Below are 19,671 nucleotides of genomic sequence, written 5' to 3'. Positions count from 1 at the left end.
CTGGCTTTTCTATTTTTTGCCCCAGCTAATAAGCCGATTGAACAACAGATAAGCAGTTGAATTCAAAGTTCAGAATTCTTGCCAGATCGGTGGTGACAAGCGCTTTTAAACCTCGTATACTTCTTTGCGCTTTCGATAGTGACGACTATCTTAAGTCGGCCCCTTAGCTCAGTTGGTTAGAGCACACGACTCATAATCGTTAGGTCCACAGTTCAAGTCTGTGAGGGGCCACCAATTCAAACAAAAAAGCCTGCATCTTGCAGGCTTTTTTGTTATTCGGGCTCTCTCAGCTTATTCTCACTAAAACTAGCTCGACACGCCTAGCTTGAAACACCTAGCTCGAAACATCGCGAGTCGCCTCCTGTTTGAGCATGAAGCGCAGCAGATCCGATTGGCGTTTCAACAGCATCTGATTCTTTACCCTGGCCTGGGTGACCACGGCATTGAGCGGCTTATGGATAAAGTCCACCGCGCCCAGCACAAAGCCGCTCACCTCCTGTTCCTCGTCGTGATGAGCAGAGACAAAGATCACCGCAATCTCCTGGGTGCCAGGTTCAGATTTCAAACGGCGACAGACCTCGAAGCCGGACATCCCCGGCATCTCGATATCCAGGAGCAAGAGATCCGGCTTGAAGCTATGGCACAGGGCCAGCGCCTCCTGACCACTCAGGGCCGTGGCTATCTCATATTCCTGGCTCAAGAGCTGTCTGAGTATGATGATATTGACCTGCATATCATCGACGATCAGTATTCTCCCCTTACGAGAAAACACTAATGGAGACACATCGTTATTCTGTTCCATTATCTACCTATCGGCATTTTTTATTGAAACTCCCTAAGTCTGGGCAGACGCGTTTTGTACCTCTTCCTTGGGCTCGAGCGTCTCCTGCAGCCGCTCCATTAGCTTGGCATAGCAAGGTTTTATCACCCCAAAAAGTAGATTCAACTTATCACAGTTCTTCATCTTGGCCTCCATCTCCAGGCTTAAAAACTGCTCCTGCAACTGAATAGCACCTATGCTGCTGGATAGCCCCTTAAGGCCATGACTAAGCTGACGCACCTTCTCATAATCCTTAGCGGCGATCGCCTCCTCCAGCTCACCAACTTGTGCCGGCGACGTGTCGTGATACATCTGGCAGATCTCGGCGAACAGCACCTCATTGTTCATCAACCGACTGAGGGCCAGTTGACGGTTCCAGACATAGTCCTCATCCTTCACCTGGATCTCCTCATGGGGCGCAGCCTCAACTAAAGTAGGCAAGTCACCAAACTCACAGACAGAGATCAGCCAATCGACCACCTTCTCCTGCAGACGCTCGGCCACGATAGGCTTGGTGATGTAATCATTCATGCCCGCCTCGATGCACTTGTCACGCTCGCCCATCATGGCACTGGCCGTCATGGCAATAATGGGCGTATCGACAAACGCCTCGCCCGCCTCCCCGGCGCGGATCGCCCGGGTGCAGTCATAGCCATTGAGGATAGGCATCTGACAGTCCATCAAGATACAATGCACGCCCAGCCCCTCTTGCTCGCACTCCCTCAGCTTGGTTAACGCCTCCTGACCATTGATGGCCCTGACAAATTCCAGCGGCAGCTCGGACAAGATCCCCAGGGCAACCTCTATGTTGATCTCATTATCATCGACCACCAGCACCCGAGCACCTTTGATGCGATGGGCCTCCTCATCAGAGATTATCTGAGTTACTTGGGGATGAACATTTTCGACGCCAGAACTCACTTTGGGCGCGCCAAACTTCTGCATAAATTCGGAGAAGAGCAACGGGTTATTGAGATACTCAAGCTCAATATTTCTCAGCGCCTTATTGCCATCGGCGCTCTTTTGAAACGCCAATACTCGCGGCAATCGCTTATGGGTCGCCGTCAGTGTCGGCCAGAGACTATCGAGATCGGTAAGCAGGGAGTGACGCTGCTCGACGATTAACACGTGGGGCAGAACATCGGGCACAGCGGCATCCTGGTTGAGCCAGTCGCGTATGGGCGAGCCCGGTAGCAGCTTACCACCGAGCCGGGCAATTGCCGCCTCGACGCAGGCCTGCTGCGCCTCATTCACCAACAAGACACTACAGCTCATCTCGTGCAGCAGCGCCTCGGGCGCCATCAGCTTAAACTCGCCCTGATGCAACACCATGGTGAAGATGAAGCAACTCCCCTGCCCTTTGTGGGACTCGAAACTCATCTTGCCGTTGAGCAATTCGCTGAGTTCCTTACAGATAGAGAGTCCCAGCCCTGTGCCACCATATTGGGCCGCAATACTCGAGGTGGCCTGAGAGAAGGCGGTAAACAGCTTGGCCTGATTCTCCTCGGCAATCCCTATCCCTGTGTCAGACACCTCACAGATAAACTCTAGCTCCCCCGTCTCTCGCAGGCGGCTGTGGGCCCTGACCTTGATATAGCCATGGTCGGTAAACTTGATGGCATTGTTTATCAGATTGGTGAGGATCTGGGTGATCCTGTGGGGGTCACTGTCTATGCTCTGGCAGCGAAGGTCGACCACATCGATGACAAACTCTATTCCCTTCTCCTGCGCCTTCACCGCCATGCTGCTGCAGACGCTCTCGATCAGGTTGAGGGGATTAAAGCTGCTCATGTCTAAATCCAGCTTGCCCGCCTCTATCTTAGAGAGATCCAGCACATCGTTAATCAGCGCAGAAAGGGTATTTACGCTCACCTCGGCCATCTCCAGGTATCTCGCCTGGCGCTCGGTAAGCGAGTCTTTACGCACCAGATTCAAAGTACCTACTATGCCATTTAGCGGCGTGCGCATCTCATGGCTGATGTTAGAGATGAAGCTGCTCTTGACTAGGCTGGCCTTCTGCAGCTCCTGGGTTCTTATCGCCACCTTCTTCTCGAGCTCGGCGTTCACCAGCTGGATCTTCTTGGCGGCCTGCTTCTCGATGGAGACATCGCGTATGATGATGGCCACGCCCAGGGCATGCTTGTTCTCCCCCAAGATGGGGGAAACCGACACATAGAGATCGACGATGCGCCCCTCGTTCAGCGGCAGCTCGGCGTCCAGATTAAGCGTCTTGTTACCCTGATTGGCCTTTGAGACCAAGGCCGCCAGGTCGACCTCGGGCAAAAGCGCCAGCTGATTGATAAAGTGGCCCTTAGCATAGTCGGCGTCATAGCCAAACAGTAACTCGGCGGCGCGGTTCCAGTTGTTGACCACGCCGCTGGTGCCTACTCCTATGATGGCATCCTTGGAGCCATCGATGATCGCCGCCGACTGCGCCTTCTCCTTGGCCAGCGCCTGACTGCTACGGGCACTGCGCCCCAGTATGATGACCACAAACAGAAACAAGACTCCCACGGCCAACATGAAGCTGTAGACACTGATGCGCCGGGAGACAGCGAGTTCCTGCACATATTGCTTGGGCGCCATTAGGGTCGCGCTGAGCCTACCGCTCTGGGCATCGTTTGAAAGTGTGATGGCGCGGCGATAGGCATAATAGGGCTTATTATCGTGATAGCTGTCGAGCACCAACTCGAAGTTACGCTTAAGTGTCTTGCTCTGCTGATAATGTTTATCCCACACCAGGTCTGGATGCAGGTCGCGGCTAAAACGCATCTCCTCATCAGGATGCACCAAGAAATAGCCATCACTGTCGGTCAGCACAAGTTCGATGGGCGCAGGCACTAGGCTCTTGAAAGAGGAGAGTAGATCGTTGGCATTGATGTTGACGATAAGCAGGCCGAAGCGGCCGCCATTATCATCGAAGATCGGGGTTGCCAGACGCAACATGGGGCGGTAGGGATAATCTATCTTGCCAAACTCACGGTTTAAGTTGATGGGCGAGGTGTAGATCTCCCCCTGCTGCAGATCTTTACTGGCCTGAAAATAATCCCGCCCCTGCTTGTCTTGCAAGTTAGTATCATCTATCACCTGCACGGCGCCGCCGCGCCTGTCTACCCGGATAAGCTCCATGCCATCACTGCTCAATATGCGCAGCTGTTCATACTCGCGATTGTTCTGCAAGAAGGCAACGAAGATAGTTTCCAGCCGGTGACGCCACTGGTCGTAGCGGGTCTCGTCCACAGGGTCGATCCCCTGATTATTTCTGGCCCGGGAAAGGCCGGAGATAGGCGGGGTCTCAAACAGAAAACGTAGGTTGTTGAAGTAACGGTTAAGCCTGTCCTGGGCCTGATTGTTGACCTGCTCGCTCTGAATCTCGAGATCGGAGCGCAGACCGTCGACAATATTCTGATTTAATTGAGATTCGAAGCTGGCGATGATGACAAGCGCCACCACAAGCACCAGCATGGAGGCGGCCAGCAGCAGTGAGCGTCCGCCAAAGAGAGAAGATAAGCGTGAAATCTGTCGCACCATGGACTATAACTCCTTTTACTATCCAGCCTCAGTAACACACTGTTATTCAATCAATACGCTTTCAGCATAGGCGATAAACTGCGCGGTGTTCTATCGGAGAATATGGTCAATTACCCGCAGCTAACTAACTAAAAAGTAGTATTTAATCTGGTTTTCAGCATTAAGCGCGAAAAACCTTAAGCAAACTGATTATAGTCGGCTAAGCTGAATATAGACGGCAGATTTGAAAAGGAATTCTTCTATGCTTTTCGGCAACGATGTAGAGACTCGACAAAAAATATTAGTTGTCGACGATGAGAGCGCCAACCTACATCTGCTGGAGCAATCCCTTACCGATCTCGCCGAGATCATCTGTAGTACGGGTGGTCAGGACGCGCTGGATAAGGCCGAGCAACATCAACCCGCCATCATATTGCTGGATATCGAGATGCCACAGATGAATGGCTTCGAGATGTGTAAGCGCCTGAAGAATAACCCCAAGACCTGCAACAGCGCGGTGATCTTCGTGACCGCCCACAGCGAGAGCAGCTTCGAATATAAATCCCTCAGTTCGGGCGGCATAGACTTCATCCACAAGCCTATCGATCTCGCCACCTGTCGCCTGCGGGTCAAGAATCATCTGCTGCTCAAACGTCAGGAGCAGACCATCATAGAGGCGCGCCAGGATATGCAAGCCCTGGTCAATCAGATCCCCTCTTACATCTCCTATTGGTCTAAGGATCTGCTCAACCGCTTTCATAACGACTACAACGGCAGGTGGTTCGGCACTATCCCCCAAGATGCACTGGGTAAGCCCGCCTCTAGCCTGCTCCCTAAGGCCCTGTATGAGGAGATACTGGCCCGTATCGCCAGCAATAAACCTAAGCATCAGTTCGAGGTTGCCCTGGAAGATACCCCGGGCAAGATAGATTATGCCCAGGCCCATCTCACCATCAGGAAACAAGATGGACACGTGGCGGGCATGCTGCTGACCCTAACGGATATCACCTCCATCAAGCGCGCCAAGAGCCAACTGGATACCGAGAATCGGCGCCTGAAGATCATGCTCAACGCCATCGGCGACGCCGTCATCGCCACCGATAGCGAGGCGATGATCACCTTCATGAATCCCATCGCAGAACGCCTCACCGGCTGAGTGTGTCGCGACGCCATCGGCCTGCATATCGAGCAGGTGATGGATCTGTGCGATGCCAAAACCAAGTACCGCAGCCCCAATCCGGTCACCATCGCCATCAAGGAGAAACGCAACGTCGCCATGGCCCTCAACTGCCAGCTCAACAGCTTGGATGGCACCATCTTCCAGATTGAAGACTCCGCCGCCCCCATCACAGACAGTGAAGGCAAGGTCACCGGCGGCATAATAGTCTTTCACGACTGCAGCGAGTCTGTGGCCATGTCGCTGAAGATGAGCCACCTGGCCAACCATGATCAGCTGACCGACCTGCCTAATCGCATCTTGCTCCATGACAGAATCAACCACGCCTGCGCCGTGGCCGACTCCTATGACAAGAGCGTCGCCCTGATGCTGATCGACATAGATCACTTCAAATACCTCAACGACTCCCTGGGCCACAGCTATGGGGATCAGGTGATCAAGCAGGTGGCGAAACGACTGCAGTCCCTCATCGACCCCAACGCCACCCTGGGGCGCATCGGCGGCGACGAGTTTGTCCTGCTGCTGCCTTCGCTCACCGCCACCAGCCAGGTGGACTCTATCGCCACAGATATCGTCCGCAGCCTCAACACGCCGTTTCGTATCGACGGCCAGGAATATACCCTGTCGGTTAGCGTCGGGATCAGCATCTACCCCTCGGACGCCCTCAGGGCCGAGGAGCTGATGACCCATGTGGATGCCGCCATGTACCGCGCCAAAGATCTGGGGCGCAACCGCTTCTGTTACTTCTCCGAGGATCTCGAGCAGGAACTGACGAAACGCCACGAGCTGGTCACCCTGCTGCGCACCGCCATCGACACGGAAGCGATAGAGGTCTACTACCAACCTAAGGTCGATCTCAAGACCAAGGAGATCATCGGCGCGGAGGCACTGGCCCGATTACACGACCCCAGCGGCAAGCTGATCTCGCCGCTGGACTTTATTCCCCTTGCCGAGGAGACAGGCCTCATCCATCAGCTGGGTGAGATCATCCTCAAACAGAGCTGCATGGCCGCTAAGGCCTGGCAGAAAAGAGGTCGGCCGCTGCAGATCGCCGTCAACATCGCCGCCAAACAGTTCACAAACCCCGAGTTTTGCGACTCGGTGGCCAAGGTGCTGGAGCTCACCGGGCTCGACAGCAGCTTCCTCGAGCTCGAGGTGACAGAGAGTTCTCTCATGTATGATTTCGACGAGGCGTTAAATGTGCTCAATACCCTCTCCTCACTGGGACTGAGCATCGCCATCGACGACTTCGGCACCGGCTACTCCAGCCTCAGCTACCTCAAGTTCTTCCCGGTCAATACCCTGAAGATAGATCAATCCTTCGTCAAAGATATGCTGGGGGATGAGCAGAGCCTGGATATCGTCAAGGCGGTGATCCATCTGGCCAAATCCCTCAAGCTCAAGCTTATCGCCGAAGGCATAGAAGATGCCGAGCAGCTACAAAAACTGGTGGCCCTGGAATGTGAGCAGGGCCAGGGCTATATGTTCAGCAAGCCGCTCCCCCTCAAAGAGTTCGACCAGCTCCTCAGCCACTAACGCTCCTCTCCCTTGACTCAAAGGGTAAATAACGTAATATCCTCAGCGCCTTAACCCAGGCATAACCTTGGCGTAACACCTATCGCCAACCCAAGGTTGCCGCCAAGAGACACAGTCACAAGGAGAGAGAATGACCACACTACCTAAGGATATCGCCAACCTATCGACGATAAAGACCAAAGGCAAAGGCGCCCTGGTGTTAATCGCCGGCCTCCTTTTCGCACTCGTCCTGTTCAGCCAGACCATGTACACGGTCGATGAGGGCCATGTGGGCATCATCAAGCGTTTCGGCCAGGCCACAGAACAGGTCAATCCCGGCCTGCACGTGAAGATCCCCTTCGTCGACAAGGTCGAGGTCTTAGAGATACGTACCCGCAAGAATGTCGAGAAACTCAACGCCTCGACCCACGAGCAGATGCCGGTCACCGCCGAAGTGTCCATCAACTGGACGGTCAATCGCGACCAGGCCTTCGACCTGTTCAAGAGCTATGGCGGTCTGAGCCAGTTCGAATCGCGCATCTTGGACCCTAAGCTGAGATCCGCCGCTAAGGATGCCCTGGCGCGTTACAAGGCCGAGGAGATCATCCAAAACCGCAGCCGGGTGATCGCCCAGATAGAAGACTTCCTTATCGAGGAGATGAAAGAATATCCGGTCAAGCTGGACTCGGCCCAACTGGAAAACCTCGGCCTTCCGCAGAAGTATATCCAGTCGATCGAGACCAAACAGACAGAGAAAAACCTCGCCGCCGCCGAGAAACACCGTCTGGAAAGACAGAACCTGGAGGCCCAGCGTGAGGTGAACACGGCCAACGCCAAGCGTGACGCCGCCAAGGCCACTGCCGACGGTAAAGCCTACGCCATTCAGACAGAAGCGATTGCCGAGGCGGAAGCGATTCGCCTCAAGGGTATCGCCGAAGCAGAAGCGATCAAGAAGAAGGCCGAGGCGCTGAGAGAATCTCAGACTCTGGTGGATTATGTGCGCGCCCAGCAGTGGAATGGCCAGATGCCCACCACCATCATGGGCAGCGACCAGAGCGTGCTATGGAACATGACCAGCAAGAAGCAGTAACAAGAGACAATATCAAGAGGCAGTAACAAGAAACAAGCTGCCTCTGATTGCACTAGCAAGCATGAACCAACACAAAAAAGCCCGCATCGAGCGGGCTTTTTTAATGGCAATAACTTGGCTAGACGCCCAGCTTGTCGCGCATTGTGTAGTACCAGGCGCCGATAGCCGAGAAAGGCACCTGTAGCAGATGACCGCCCGGGAAGGGGTAATGGGGCAACTGGGCGAAGGCATCGAAGCGTTTCGCTTGGCCATTGATGGTCTCGGCCAGTATCTGCCCCGCCAGATGAGTATAGGTCACCCCATGGCCGCTACAGCCCTGAGAGTAATAGATGTTACCGCCGATACGGCCCACCTGCGGCAGGCGCGACAGGGTCAGCAGGAAGTTACCCGTCCAGGTAAAGTCTATCTTCACATCCTTAAGCTGCGGGAAGGTCGCCAGCATCTTGGGACGGATGATCGCCTCTATGTTGGCAGGATCCCGCGCACCGTAGACCACGCCGCCACCATAGATGAGGCGCTTGTCACCCGAGAGCCTGAAGTAATCCAGCAGATAGTTACAATCTTCGACGCAGTAGTCCTGGGGCAGCAGCGAGTGCGCCAGCTCCTCACCCAGAGGCTCTGTGGTGATCACCTGAGTACCGCAGGGCATAGACTTGGCCTGCAGCTCAGGCAGCAATCCCTTGAGGTAGGCGTTACCGGCGACAATGACAAACTTACACTTCACCGAGCCTTCCTGAGTATGCACCACAGGGCTCTCGCCCTGATCGACACGAACAACGGCCGAATCTTCGAAGATCTGTCCGCCCAAGGATTCCACCGCATCGGCCTCACCCAGCGCCAGGTTGAGCGGATGAATATGACCGCCGCTCTTATCAAGCAAACCACCGACATAACGCTCGGTATCCACCACGTCGCGAATACCCTGCTCATTGAGCAGCTCTAAGTGCCCCAGATGACCATGCTTCTCCCACAGCGCCTTTTGCGCCTCGAGATGGCCCATCTGTTTCTTGTTCAGCGCCGCAAACACGCCGCCATCTTTAAGATCGCACTGGATGTTATATTTAGCCACCAGCCCCTTGAGGATGCGGCCACCTTCGAAGGCCATCTGACCAAACAACTTGGCCTGTTCTGTGCCCACCACCTTTTCTATGGTGTCGATATCCCGGCTAAAGCTGTTGACTATCTGACCGCCGTTACGCCCTGAGGCGCCGAAGCCAACCCTGGCGGCTTCCAGTACCGTCACCTTAAAGCCCGCCTCCAGCAGATGGATCGCCGAAGAGAGGCCGGTATAGCCGGCGCCTATGATACAGACGTCGGTCTCTATGTTATCGCTTAACTTGTCGCGCAGCGCCTTGGTATTGGCAGATGCCGCATAATAGGAATTTGCATGAGGTGTACAGGTCATATCATTCACCCTGAATCGTTATAATAATGGCTTGGGTTGACAGGCGCCGCGGCGCGACCGCCTGTCGTCTTGAGCTAACGCTGCGAGCCTAGTCGCTGACCATACGGCTGCGTTTATCGGCGCGGCGGGCCAGATACCAGGAGATGAAGGCGATAAGCGAGACGATCAATATGATCAATGTCGCCAATGCGTTGATCTTAGGCGAGACCCCCATGCGCACCGAGGAGAAGACCACCATAGGCAGGGTCGTCGCCCCCGGTCCCGAGGCGAAACTGGCAATCACCAAGTCATCCAGCGACAGGCTGAAGGAGAGCAGCCAACCCGCGATCAGCGCCGGCGAGATCATAGGCACAGTGATGTGGAAGAAGGTCTTGAGCGGCGTCGCTCCCAGATCCTGGGCCGCCTCCTCGATAGACATATCCAGCTCACGCAGCCTGGATGAGACCACCACGGCCACATAGGCGGCGCAGAAGGTCGAGTGGGCGATCCACACGGTCAGCATGCCACGCTCGGCCGGCCAGCCCAGTAGATCCGCCATATGCACGAATAGCAGCAACAGCGAGAGACCCGTGATCACCTCTGGCATAACCAGGGGCGCGGTAATCATGTTCGACAATGTCATCTTGCCCCAGGAGCGAGCGAAGCGTGTCATCACGAAGGCCGCCATAGTGCCGAGAATTACCGCCATGGTGGAGGCGAAGAACGCCACCTTTAAGCTAGTCGCCACCGCATCGAGGATCTGGTCGTCGCGGAACAGTTCGCCATACCACTTGGCCGAGAAGCCGCCCCAAACCGTCACTAGCTTAGACTCGTTAAACGAGTAGAAGACCAGGATGAACATTGGCGCGTAGAGGAAAAACATCCCGCCCCAGAGCATCAGGGTGGAGAAACTCAATTTTCTTAGTCTGTTGCTCATATCGTCTTCTCCATACTTCTGGACTGATAACGATGGAATAGGGTGATAGGGATGATCAGAAGTGCCAACATCACGATGGCGAGCGACGAAGCGACCGGCCAATCACGGTTGTTGAAGAACTCCTGCCATAGCACCTTACCTATCATGAGCGAATCAGGACCGCCCAATAGCTCAGGGATCACAAACTCCCCGACCACAGGAATAAACACCAGCATAGACCCGGCAATCACACCACCTTTCGACAGCGGCAGCGTCACCTTCCAGAAGGTATTGAGGCTGCGTGAGCCAAGATCCGCCGCGGCCTCGAGCAGGCTGCCATCGAGCTGTGACAGGTTGGCGTACAGCGGCAAGATCATAAAAGGCAGATAGGTGTAGATGATACCGATATACACGGCGAAATTAGTGTTAAGCATCTGAATCGGCTCGGAGATCACCCCTAGCCACATCAGCAGGTTATTGATCACCCCGTTGTTACTCAAGATACCCATCCAGGCATATACCCGAATAAGGAACGAGGTCCAGGATGGCAACATCACCAAGAGGATCAGCACTGTCTGATGCTGCTTAGGTGCCCTGGCAATGGCATAGGCCATGGGGTAACCGATAAGCAGACAGCCTATGGTGGTAACACAGGCCATCTTGAGCGAGCCCAGATAGGCATTGATATAGAGATGATCTTCGAAGATCAGAATATAGTTGCCCAGATTGAGCATGATCTGCAGCGACTCGTCGGCATATTGATACAAGGCCTCATAGGGCGGAATCGCCACGGCCGGGGTCGACAGACTGATCTTCAATACGATGGCAAACGGCAAGGCAAAGAACATCAGCAGCCAGAAATAGGGCACGCCTATCGTCCAGCACTGCCCCTTAGGCAAACGAAACTTCAATGACTTCTTCATAACGCCCCCGTTAAGATCTCAGTACAACGGCACTGGTCGCTTCCCAACTGACGAAGACATCCTCTTCCCAGGTGGGCGAGTCGGCGCGGCGGTCACTGTTGGTCATCACAGACTGAATGAGCTGTCCGTTACACAGGCGTATGTAATAAACCGAGATGCCACCCAGATAGGCGATATCTTCCACCTTACCGGCGCACCAGTTACGCGCATCCTCTGGTTGCTCGCGGCTGATATGGGTCTTCTCGGGACGAATAGCCACCCACACCTGGGTAGTATCCACACTGGTCGACACCCCGTAACCCACGTAGAAGGGCTGAGGAATGTTGGCCACATTGATCACCACGTGGTCCACCTCATCCTCGACAATGTCGCCCTCGAACAGGTTAACGCTGCCGATAAACTCGGCCACCATGCGGTTAGCCGGGCTCTCGTAGATATCCATTGGCGAACCGGTTTGGGCGATCCAGCCATCGTTCATGATGGCGATACGCTCGGCCATGGTCATGGCCTCTTCCTGGTCATGGGTTACCATCACACAGGTCACCCCAACCGCCTCGAGAATGTCCACCACCTCGAGCTGCATCTGAGTACGGAGTTTCTTATCCAGCGCCCCCATGGGCTCGTCCAGTAGCAAAAGCTTTGGACGCTTGGCCAGAGAACGGGCCAGGGCCACACGTTGGCGCTGACCGCCTGAGAGTTGGTTCGGCTTACGCTTGGCGTAAGGCTCCATGTGAACCAACTTGAGCATCTCCTTCACCCGCTGCTCAATCTCGGCCTTGGGCATCTTGTCCTGCTTGAGGCCGAAGGCGATATTCTGCGCCACCGTCATGTGTGGGAACAGGGCGTAAGATTGGAACATCATATTAATAGGACGCTCATAGGGCGGCATGTCGGTGATGTCTTGCCCATCGAGATAGATGCGTCCTTCGGTCGGCTTCTCAAAGCCGGCCAGCATGCGCAGCAGCGTCGATTTCCCCGAACCTGAGCCGCCAAGCAGTGCAAAAATTTCCCCACGATTAATATTTAGCGAGACGTCGTCCACTGCACGAACATCGTCAAATAGCTTGCTGACTCTCTCTATCTTCAGCAACACCTCTCCTTGCGTCTTTGTTGTCGGTTTGTTGGTGACGCCCGAATTGCTAGCCATAATACTTCTCCACAAAAAGCACCGCTAAGGCACCTACTGCAATAGTTAAGATGATCTAAGAAATGGAGGGCAAGCGAGCTTACCCTCAAGTGTAGGCATTACATGCCAGATTTGACTTTGGTCCATACGCGAGTCATGGCGCGCTGGGCCTTCATCGGACGTACATCGGCCACATAGAGACGTGACAGCACTTCAGGGGTTGGATAGATAGCCGCATCGTTACGGATCTCTTCATCCACCAGCTCCTGGGCCGGCACGTTAGGGTTAGCATACGCCACATAGTTGGTAATAGGGGCAATCACCTCTGGGCGCAGCAGGTAGTTGATAAAGGTGTGGGCATTCTTCACGTTCTTGGCATCGGCAGGAATAGCCAACATATCGAACCAAAGGTTAGAGCCCTCTTTCGGGATGGCATAACCGATCACATTACCATTCTCAGCCTCTTCGGCGCGCGCGGCGGCCTGGAAGACGTCACCCGAGTAACCGAATGCCACACAGATGTCGCCGTTGGCCAGATCGGTAATGTAACGTGATGAGTGGAAATAGGTCACGAAGGGACGGATCTTCGCCATCACCTCACCCGCCTTGGCGTAGTCTTCACTCTTAGTGCTGTTAGGATCCAGCCCCAGGTAGATCATCGCCATCGGCAGCATCTCGTCGGCGCTATCCAGCAGTGAGAAACCACACTTAGCAATCTTCTCGGCATACTTAGGATTGAAGATAAGCTCTAAAGAATCGACCGGCGCGTCTTCACCCAGTACCTGCTTCACCTTGGCCTCGTTGTAACCTATGCCTGTGGTGCCCCACAGATAAGGCACGGCGTGCTCGTTACGTGGGTCTGCGGTTTCCAGCTGCTTCATCAGCTCTGGATTAAGGTTCTTGTGGTTGGTCAACTGTGACTGATCCAACTTCTGGAAGGCGCCCGCCTTGATCTGCTTAGCCAGGAAGTTGTTTGACGGCACCACGATATCATAGCCTGAACGACCCGATAGCAACTTGGCCTCGACCACTTCGTTGCTATCGAACACATCGTAGATCACCTTGATGCCTGTCTCTTTCTCGAAATTAGCCAAGGTGTCTTCGGCGATATAATCAGACCAGTTATAGACCCTAACCACCTCTTCAGCACTGGCGACAGAGCTTGCAAATACCCCGGCGGTGACCAGAGCGAGTGTTGTCATTTTCTTTAAAAGCTTCATGCTATCTCCTTGTTAGCTTGCCAGTAGTCTGATGATTACTGCCATTGCATTGCCGCTTGTGACGGCTTTCATTGTTATTATTGCCAATGCTACAGCTTACAACTGCATCGAACCTGTTTAACATTCATCGCTAGTGTAAAATCGAATAATTTCACCATCAATATGAATTTATATCTAATTACACCGGTTAGTTACCCATGACTCCACCAGGGGGTTAATCCCCCCGGCAATCTTGCTTCATTTTGTCGCCGGTCCTGCCCCAATCTGGTGCAGAGTGGCTAAACGGTCAGCAGCAGGAACTCACGCTCCCATGAGCTGATCACTCGGCGGAAATTTTCCAGATCCGCCTGCTTCACCGCGATATAGCCTGAGGTGAAGGTGTCACCCAGATATTCCCTGACCGCCGAACTTTCCGACATCACCGCCAGCGCCTCTTCCAGCGTCAGCGGCAGGCTGATCCCCTGACGATTCTCGTTGGCGCGTCCCTGTACCGGCGTCGATGGCTTCACATCTTCCACCATGCCCATATAACCACACAACAGAGTAGCGGCGATGGCCAGGTAGCTGTTGGCATCGGCACCTGCGATACGGTTCTCGATACGACGGTTCTGGGGTGACGACTCGGGGATCCGCAGACCACAGGTGCGGTTCTCATCGCCCCACTCCAGATTCACCGGCGCAGAGGTGCCCGGCAGAAATCGTCTGAAGGAGTTGACGTTCGGGGCCATCAGCGGTAACAACTCGGGAATATACTTCTGCAGACCACCTATGTAGCACAGGAACTTAGCACTTTTCGTGCCGTCCTCATTGGTAAAGATGTTCTTGCCGGTCTTGATATCCACCACGCTCTGATGAATATGCATGGCGCTGCCCGGCTCGTCGGTGACTGGCTTGGCCATAAAGGTGGCGCAAACGTCATGCTTGAGCGCCGCCTCACGCAGGGTACGCTTAAACACAAACACCTGATCCGCCAGCGACAGGGCATCACCATGGCTGAAGTTGATCTCCATCTGAGCCGTGCCCTCTTCGTGGATCAGGGTATCAATATCCAGTCCCTGGGCCTCGCACCAGTCATACATATCTTCGAACAGCGGGTCATACTCGTTGGCGGCGTCAATAGAAAACGACTGACGGCCCGATTCCTTGCGACCACTGCGGCCCACTGGTGGAATCAATGGCATATCAGGATCTGAGTTTCTATGGGTCAGATAGAACTCCATCTCGGGAGCAATTACCGGCTTCCAGCCCTTATCTTCATAGAGCTTAAGCACCTTCTTGAGCAGGTTACGGGGCGACAACTCTATGGGGTTACCCATCTTATCGAAGGTGTCGTGGATCACCTGGGCGGTAGCTTCGACCGTCCAGGGCAACATGAATACCGCATTTTCATCGGGCACACAGACGAAGTCGATATCCGCCTTGTCCAGCAGGCTGTCGTACAGGTCGTCATCCACATAGTCGCCGGTCACCGTCTGCAGCAGCACACTCTCGGGCAGACGCATCCCCTTCTCGTCGATAAACTTATCGACCGGTGCAATCTTGCCGCGGGCGATGCCCGTCATATCGCTGATGACACACTCGACCTCGGTGATCTTATTGGCTTTCAAATAATCGATTAACTTCTTCATGCTTCACTGTCTCTTGCGTTGAGCTGCTCTGGCTTGGCAGGCTTGACTAAAGGCGCTAAAAATCGAGCGATAGAAAGGGTTCTCTAACACCTTCCATTCGGGGTGGAACTGCACCCCCAGCGCAAAATTTTTCGCATCTTTGACCGAAAACGCCTCGATTAATCCATCGGGGGCATAGGCTTCTGGCCGCAATCCAACACCCAAACGGTCAACACCTTGAGTGTGCACAGAGTTCACCTCTGCCAAATTGCGGCCCCAAGCCTCGTGGAGCAATCCCCCCGGTTCTATCTTCAACGGATGAGACAGGCCATATTGCACCTCGACGTCAGCCGTCTTGTCTTCTCTGTGTTCAATATAATCGCCAACTTCATGCAATTTCTGATGCAGGCTGCCGCCATACACCACGTTCATCTCCTGAAATCCCCGGCAGATGGCCAGCACAGGCACGCCGGCGTCAATTGCCGCCTTGAGCAGTGGCAGATTGGTCGCGTCGCGCTTGGGATCGTGTAGGGTATCTGGGTCACTCGCCACACCGTCGTAATGGTGGGGCTCGATATTGGAGGGCGAACCGGTGAACAGCAGGCCATCTAGTCTGGGCAATATCGTCTCGGCAGGGCAATGGCCAAGCGCGGGGATCACCAAGGGCCAGCCTTGGGTGGCATCGGCAATACCCAGCAGGTATTTCTCGCCAACGATATTGAATGGATGCAGGCCTATCTGTTGATTACAGGCCGTGACACCGATAACAGCAAGTCCTTCATCGGACATAGTTCACCTTTAGCTTTGTTGCGTCTTCTTATAGTTATAGCAATGAACAGACCTCAATCAATGTTCATTTTTTCACACACTACACTGAAATAATGAACGAGGCAATAGGCCGCCGAAAACAAAATATACAATAGAATAACAATTAGAATAAAAGCCAATTAAAACAACATTAAAAGACAAATAAAATTAATGTAAAGCCAAAAATAGGCGAAAATCAGCTCACGGCTTTTGTGAACCAGCTCCCACAGAAAAGTCCGTTTGAGATTTTGGCTCGGCGGCCTTATTGGACAAAATTATTTACAAAATGGGGCAGGAGACGACTCAGCCTCGCAGCCATAGGAAAAGGCGCACACACGGCGGCGCAGGCAGTGTCACTGGAGTTTCAGTAAAGCGGAAGGGGTTTGCAGAGGCCGGGCGATGCCCAGCCTAACAGGAATGCTTAGTTAGAAGTTTGCCGGCGTGGTGGCGCTGACGATACGACACGGCTTGTCGAAGGGGTTGCGGAATCTGTGGGGCAGCTCGCTGTTGAAGTAGTAGCTGTCGCCCTCGCTCAGCACATAGACCTCATCGCCTATGGTTATCTCCAGCTGACCCTCGATCACCATGGCCGCCTCTTCGCCCTCGTGCTGCAGCATCTCTTCGCCGGTATCGGACCCAGGTGGATAGACCTCATTCATCACAGACATGGCGCGGTTGGGGTAATCTCTGCCGATCAACTTGTAGTCCAGGTTACCATCGCCGATATCCAGCAGCTCGCCGGAGCGGTAGACCACCTTCTGCTCGGTAGGCATGCTCTCCTCGATAGAGAAGAAATCCACCAGAGACATAGGTAAACCCGACAAGACTTTCTTCAGGGAACTCACCGAAGGACTGACGCTGTTCTTCTCGATCATGGAGATGGTGCTGTTGGTCACGCCGGCACGCTTAGCCAACTCGCGTTGCGATAACCCTTTCATTTTACGAACAGCTTTGAGATTTGCGCCTATATCCAAAAAACATCTCCTATCCAACAAGACTGAGGAAGAAACAATTTTCCATACTAGTTTGTATCAAACTAAAAAGCATGTTAAATATAATCAACAGGTGTGAATTATAACCAACTCAAGGGTCAAAAGTATACTTACTCTGGCCAATTTAGTCGAATAACAAGAATAAAACCCTCACTCGGAGCCCAAATGACCACCAAGCGCCCTGTCCACAGTGACCAATATCCCGACTCTTTCTATCATGCCACCGCCAATGCCCTGGAAGCGCTGCCGCAACTTACTGAGCGGATCAGCGCCGATGTCTGCATCGTCGGCGGCGGTTTCAGCGGCATCAACACCGCCATCGAGTTGGCCGAGAGAGGCTTCGAGGTAGTATTGCTGGAGGCGAAACGGATCGGCTGGGGCGCGTCGGGCCGCAACGGCGGCGAGCTGATCCGCGGCATAGGCCATAATGTCGAACAGTTTCGCAACGAGATAGGCTCCGAAGGCGTCGCGGCCATCGAGCAGATGGGCTTCGAGGCGGTGGAGATAGTGCGTAACCGCATCGCCAAACACAATATCGACTGTAACCTGCAGATGGGCTACTGCGACTTGGCCACCAAGCCCAGACACATGAAGGAGCTCGCCGCCGACTATCAGGAGATGCTCCACCAAGGCCGTGAAGGCTTTAAGCTGCTGGAGAAGCACCAGCTTGGCGAGGTGATCGGCTCAGATCTCTACTGCGGCGCCCTGGTCGACATGAACAGCGGCCATCTGCATCCCCTCAATCTGGCACTGGGCGAGGCCAAGGTGGCCCGCAGCCTGGGGGTCAAGATGTTCGAATACAGCGCCGCCACCAAGATAGTCAAGGGCGAGCGCCCCTGCGTGCATACGGAGCATGGCCGCGTCGACTGTCGCTATCTAGTACTCGCCGGTAACGCCTATATCGGCCATGAACTCAACGGCTACATAGGCGGTAAGGTGCTGCCCGCCGGCAGTTATCTGCTGGCCACCGAGCCACTGTCCCAGAAGATGTGCGATGAGATTATCCCGCAAAACATGGCCTTCGCCGACATGCGTATCGATCTCGACTATTTCCACCTCTCCCAGGACAATCGCCTGCTGTTTGGCGGCCTGTGCACCTATTCAGGTAAAGATCCCAAAGATATCGACGCGGCGCTGCGCCCCAACCTGGAAAAGGTATTCCCCCAGCTCAAGGGGGTGAAGATAGAGTATGAATGGGGCGGCATGATAGGCATTGGTGCCAACCGCCTGCCACAGATAGGTCGGCTGCCGGACTGTCCCAACATCCTCTACGCCCAGGCCTATGCCGGCCACGGTGTCAATGCCACCCATATGGCGGCCAGGCTTATCGGCGAAGCCCTGACCGCTCAGGCCGAAAGGTTCGATATCTTCGACAGGGTACAACACATGACCTTCCCTGGCGGCCCGAGATTCCGCTCCCCCATGCTGGCAGCCGGCATGCTGTATCACAGGCTGAAAGACCTGTTTTAACCTAAATACTAAAATAAAACAGTCAGCATAAAAAAGGTGCCCTAGGCACCTTTTCTGTTAGTAACGACTACGCCCCTTGCTCAATAGGCAAATCGGCATTGCTGCCCCAGTCCGCCCAGGAGCCATCATAGAGCACCGCCTTGTCATGTCCCGAGGCCACAGAGGCTAAGATCAGGATACAGGCGGTGATGCCTGAGCCGCAGCTGAAGATCCGCTCTGCTTCCTGCTCACCCACCTGCTCGCCCACCAACTGCTCAAACATGGCCTGCAGGTCCTCGACCCGTTTCATCCTGTGCTCACGCAGCAGCTCACCAAAGGGCAGATTTACCGAGCCGGGAATATGACCGCAGCGCACGCCGGGTCGAGGCTCGCTGACTTCGCCTGCGAAACGCCCCGCTGCCCGCGCATCCAAGATAACGCTGTCGCCTCCCAGGGAGTCGAGCACATAGTTGGCGTCACAGATAAGGCCCGGCTGGAAATCCGCCACATAGGGCACAGACTCTTCATCTATTACCGTGGGCTGATAGCTCTCGCTGGTCATGCGCTCCTCGCTGAGCCACTGGGGCAGGCCGCCATCGAGCACATAGACATTCTCATGGCCCATCAGCTTAAACATCCACCAGGCGCGCGGCGCGCTGTAGATCCCCTGGTTATCGTAGATCACCACAAGGCTGTCTCTGTCTATGCCAAGCGCCGTGGCCCCTTGCTCAAACTGCTCAGGGGTGGGCATAGCGTGCAGCTGCGATGAAGTGGTATCGCAAAACACCTGCTCAATATCAAACTTTTGCGACCGGGGAATACAGACAAACTCATCATAGAGTATGGGTTCTTTGCCCACCACACTCTGCATACTGGCGTCAAGCAACACCAGATTACCCTCAAACAGATTCGCCTCAAGCCAGGCGGTGGTAACTAACGGGTATTCCAATTCCATAGTGACTCCCAATGTGGGGGCTAATCAGCATCTGCCTGCCCCTCTTATCAATAGTATGACGCTTATCTGTAAAGACAATATACGATGGGAGGGGCCAAGGACAAGTGACTTATTTTAACCCTGCTAACAAACTGGCATAAAAAAAGCCCTTTATTGCTAAAGGGCTGTGATTAAAGCGTT

Annotated in this window: 15 protein-coding genes and 1 tRNA gene; 5 read left to right on the top strand and 11 right to left on the bottom strand. The window is 54.3% G+C overall.

All coding sequences use genetic code 11. The features are described from left to right. The first annotated feature begins 157 nt into the window (after positions 1-157). Positions 158-234: transfer RNA gene (locus K0J45_RS04975), tRNA-Ile, on the top strand. 100 nt (positions 235-334) lie between these two features. Here the strand turns inward: K0J45_RS04975 and K0J45_RS04970 are convergent. Both K0J45_RS04970 and K0J45_RS04965 read right to left on the bottom strand, forming a co-directional pair. After that, positions 335-802: a response regulator gene (locus K0J45_RS04970; protein WP_220044505.1), complete on the bottom strand. Its 468-nt coding sequence runs from the start codon at positions 800-802 to the stop codon at positions 335-337. Positions 803-835: 33 nt separating this feature from the next. Next, positions 836-4,351, bottom strand: a complete 3,516-nt coding sequence (locus K0J45_RS04965) for an ATP-binding protein (protein WP_220044504.1) — start codon at positions 4,349-4,351, stop codon at positions 836-838. A 241-nt stretch (positions 4,352-4,592) separates the two neighbouring features. On the opposite strand from K0J45_RS04965, the gene K0J45_RS19755 reads away from it, so the two are divergent. From K0J45_RS19755 to K0J45_RS04955, 3 genes are all read left to right on the top strand, one after another. Further along, entirely contained in the window at positions 4,593-5,486 is an 894-nt protein-coding gene (locus K0J45_RS19755) for a response regulator (protein WP_258406769.1), read from the top strand. Further along, on the top strand, positions 5,487-7,043 hold the full coding sequence (locus tag K0J45_RS19750; protein ID WP_258406768.1) for a putative bifunctional diguanylate cyclase/phosphodiesterase: 1,557 nt from the start codon (positions 5,487-5,489) through the stop codon (positions 7,041-7,043). It abuts the gene before it with no gap. 130 nt (positions 7,044-7,173) lie between these two features. Further along, positions 7,174-8,112 (top strand): SPFH domain-containing protein, encoded by a 939-nt coding sequence (locus K0J45_RS04955; RefSeq protein ID WP_220044503.1) that lies wholly within the window; start codon positions 7,174-7,176, stop codon positions 8,110-8,112. A 118-nt stretch (positions 8,113-8,230) separates the two neighbouring features. Here K0J45_RS04955 and K0J45_RS04950 read toward each other — a convergent pair whose 3' ends face one another. The 8 genes from K0J45_RS04950 to K0J45_RS04915 form a co-directional block, all read right to left on the bottom strand. Continuing rightward, on the bottom strand, positions 8,231-9,517 hold the full coding sequence (locus tag K0J45_RS04950; protein WP_220044502.1) for an NAD(P)/FAD-dependent oxidoreductase: 1,287 nt from the start codon (positions 9,515-9,517) through the stop codon (positions 8,231-8,233). Positions 9,518-9,605: 88 nt separating this feature from the next. After that, positions 9,606-10,433 carry an ABC transporter permease subunit gene (locus K0J45_RS04945; RefSeq protein ID WP_011864781.1) on the bottom strand — a complete coding sequence of 276 codons (828 nt, stop codon included), beginning with the start codon at positions 10,431-10,433 and terminating at the stop codon, positions 9,606-9,608. Then, positions 10,430-11,335 carry an ABC transporter permease subunit gene (locus K0J45_RS04940; protein WP_011864780.1) on the bottom strand — a complete coding sequence of 302 codons (906 nt, stop codon included), beginning with the start codon at positions 11,333-11,335 and terminating at the stop codon, positions 10,430-10,432. Before K0J45_RS04940 ends, K0J45_RS04945 begins: the two co-directional genes overlap by 4 nt. A gap of 10 nt (positions 11,336-11,345) precedes the next feature. Next, complete coding sequence (gene potA, locus K0J45_RS04935; RefSeq protein WP_011864779.1) at positions 11,346-12,482, bottom strand: polyamine ABC transporter ATP-binding protein; 1,137 nt, start codon at positions 12,480-12,482, stop codon at positions 11,346-11,348. Positions 12,483-12,580: 98 nt separating this feature from the next. Beyond that, entirely contained in the window at positions 12,581-13,681 is a 1,101-nt protein-coding gene (locus tag K0J45_RS04930; RefSeq protein WP_220044501.1) for a polyamine ABC transporter substrate-binding protein, read from the bottom strand. A gap of 278 nt (positions 13,682-13,959) precedes the next feature. Beyond that, on the bottom strand, positions 13,960-15,309 hold the full coding sequence (locus K0J45_RS04925; protein ID WP_011864777.1) for a glutamine synthetase family protein: 1,350 nt from the start codon (positions 15,307-15,309) through the stop codon (positions 13,960-13,962). A gap of 3 nt (positions 15,310-15,312) precedes the next feature. Then, positions 15,313-16,077 (bottom strand): gamma-glutamyl-gamma-aminobutyrate hydrolase family protein, encoded by a 765-nt coding sequence (locus K0J45_RS04920; protein WP_144200989.1) that lies wholly within the window; start codon positions 16,075-16,077, stop codon positions 15,313-15,315. A 443-nt stretch (positions 16,078-16,520) separates the two neighbouring features. Beyond that, positions 16,521-17,069, bottom strand: a complete 549-nt coding sequence (locus K0J45_RS04915; RefSeq protein WP_011864775.1) for a cupin domain-containing protein — start codon at positions 17,067-17,069, stop codon at positions 16,521-16,523. Between the two features lie 183 nt (positions 17,070-17,252). Between K0J45_RS04915 and K0J45_RS04910 the strand changes: the two genes are divergently transcribed. Then, positions 17,253-18,557, top strand: a complete 1,305-nt coding sequence (locus K0J45_RS04910) for an NAD(P)/FAD-dependent oxidoreductase (protein ID WP_220044500.1) — start codon at positions 17,253-17,255, stop codon at positions 18,555-18,557. 67 nt (positions 18,558-18,624) lie between these two features. Here K0J45_RS04910 and K0J45_RS04905 read toward each other — a convergent pair whose 3' ends face one another. Further along, positions 18,625-19,485, bottom strand: a complete 861-nt coding sequence (locus K0J45_RS04905) for a sulfurtransferase (protein WP_220045220.1) — start codon at positions 19,483-19,485, stop codon at positions 18,625-18,627. Between the last annotated feature and the right edge of the window lie 186 nt (positions 19,486-19,671).

It is taken from the genome of Shewanella alkalitolerans (assembly GCF_019457575.1).
Classification (GTDB): Bacteria; Pseudomonadota; Gammaproteobacteria; order Enterobacterales; family Shewanellaceae; genus Shewanella; species Shewanella loihica.
Note: the sequence above shows the minus strand (reverse complement) of the source record. Positions and strands in the feature narration are given on the sequence as shown.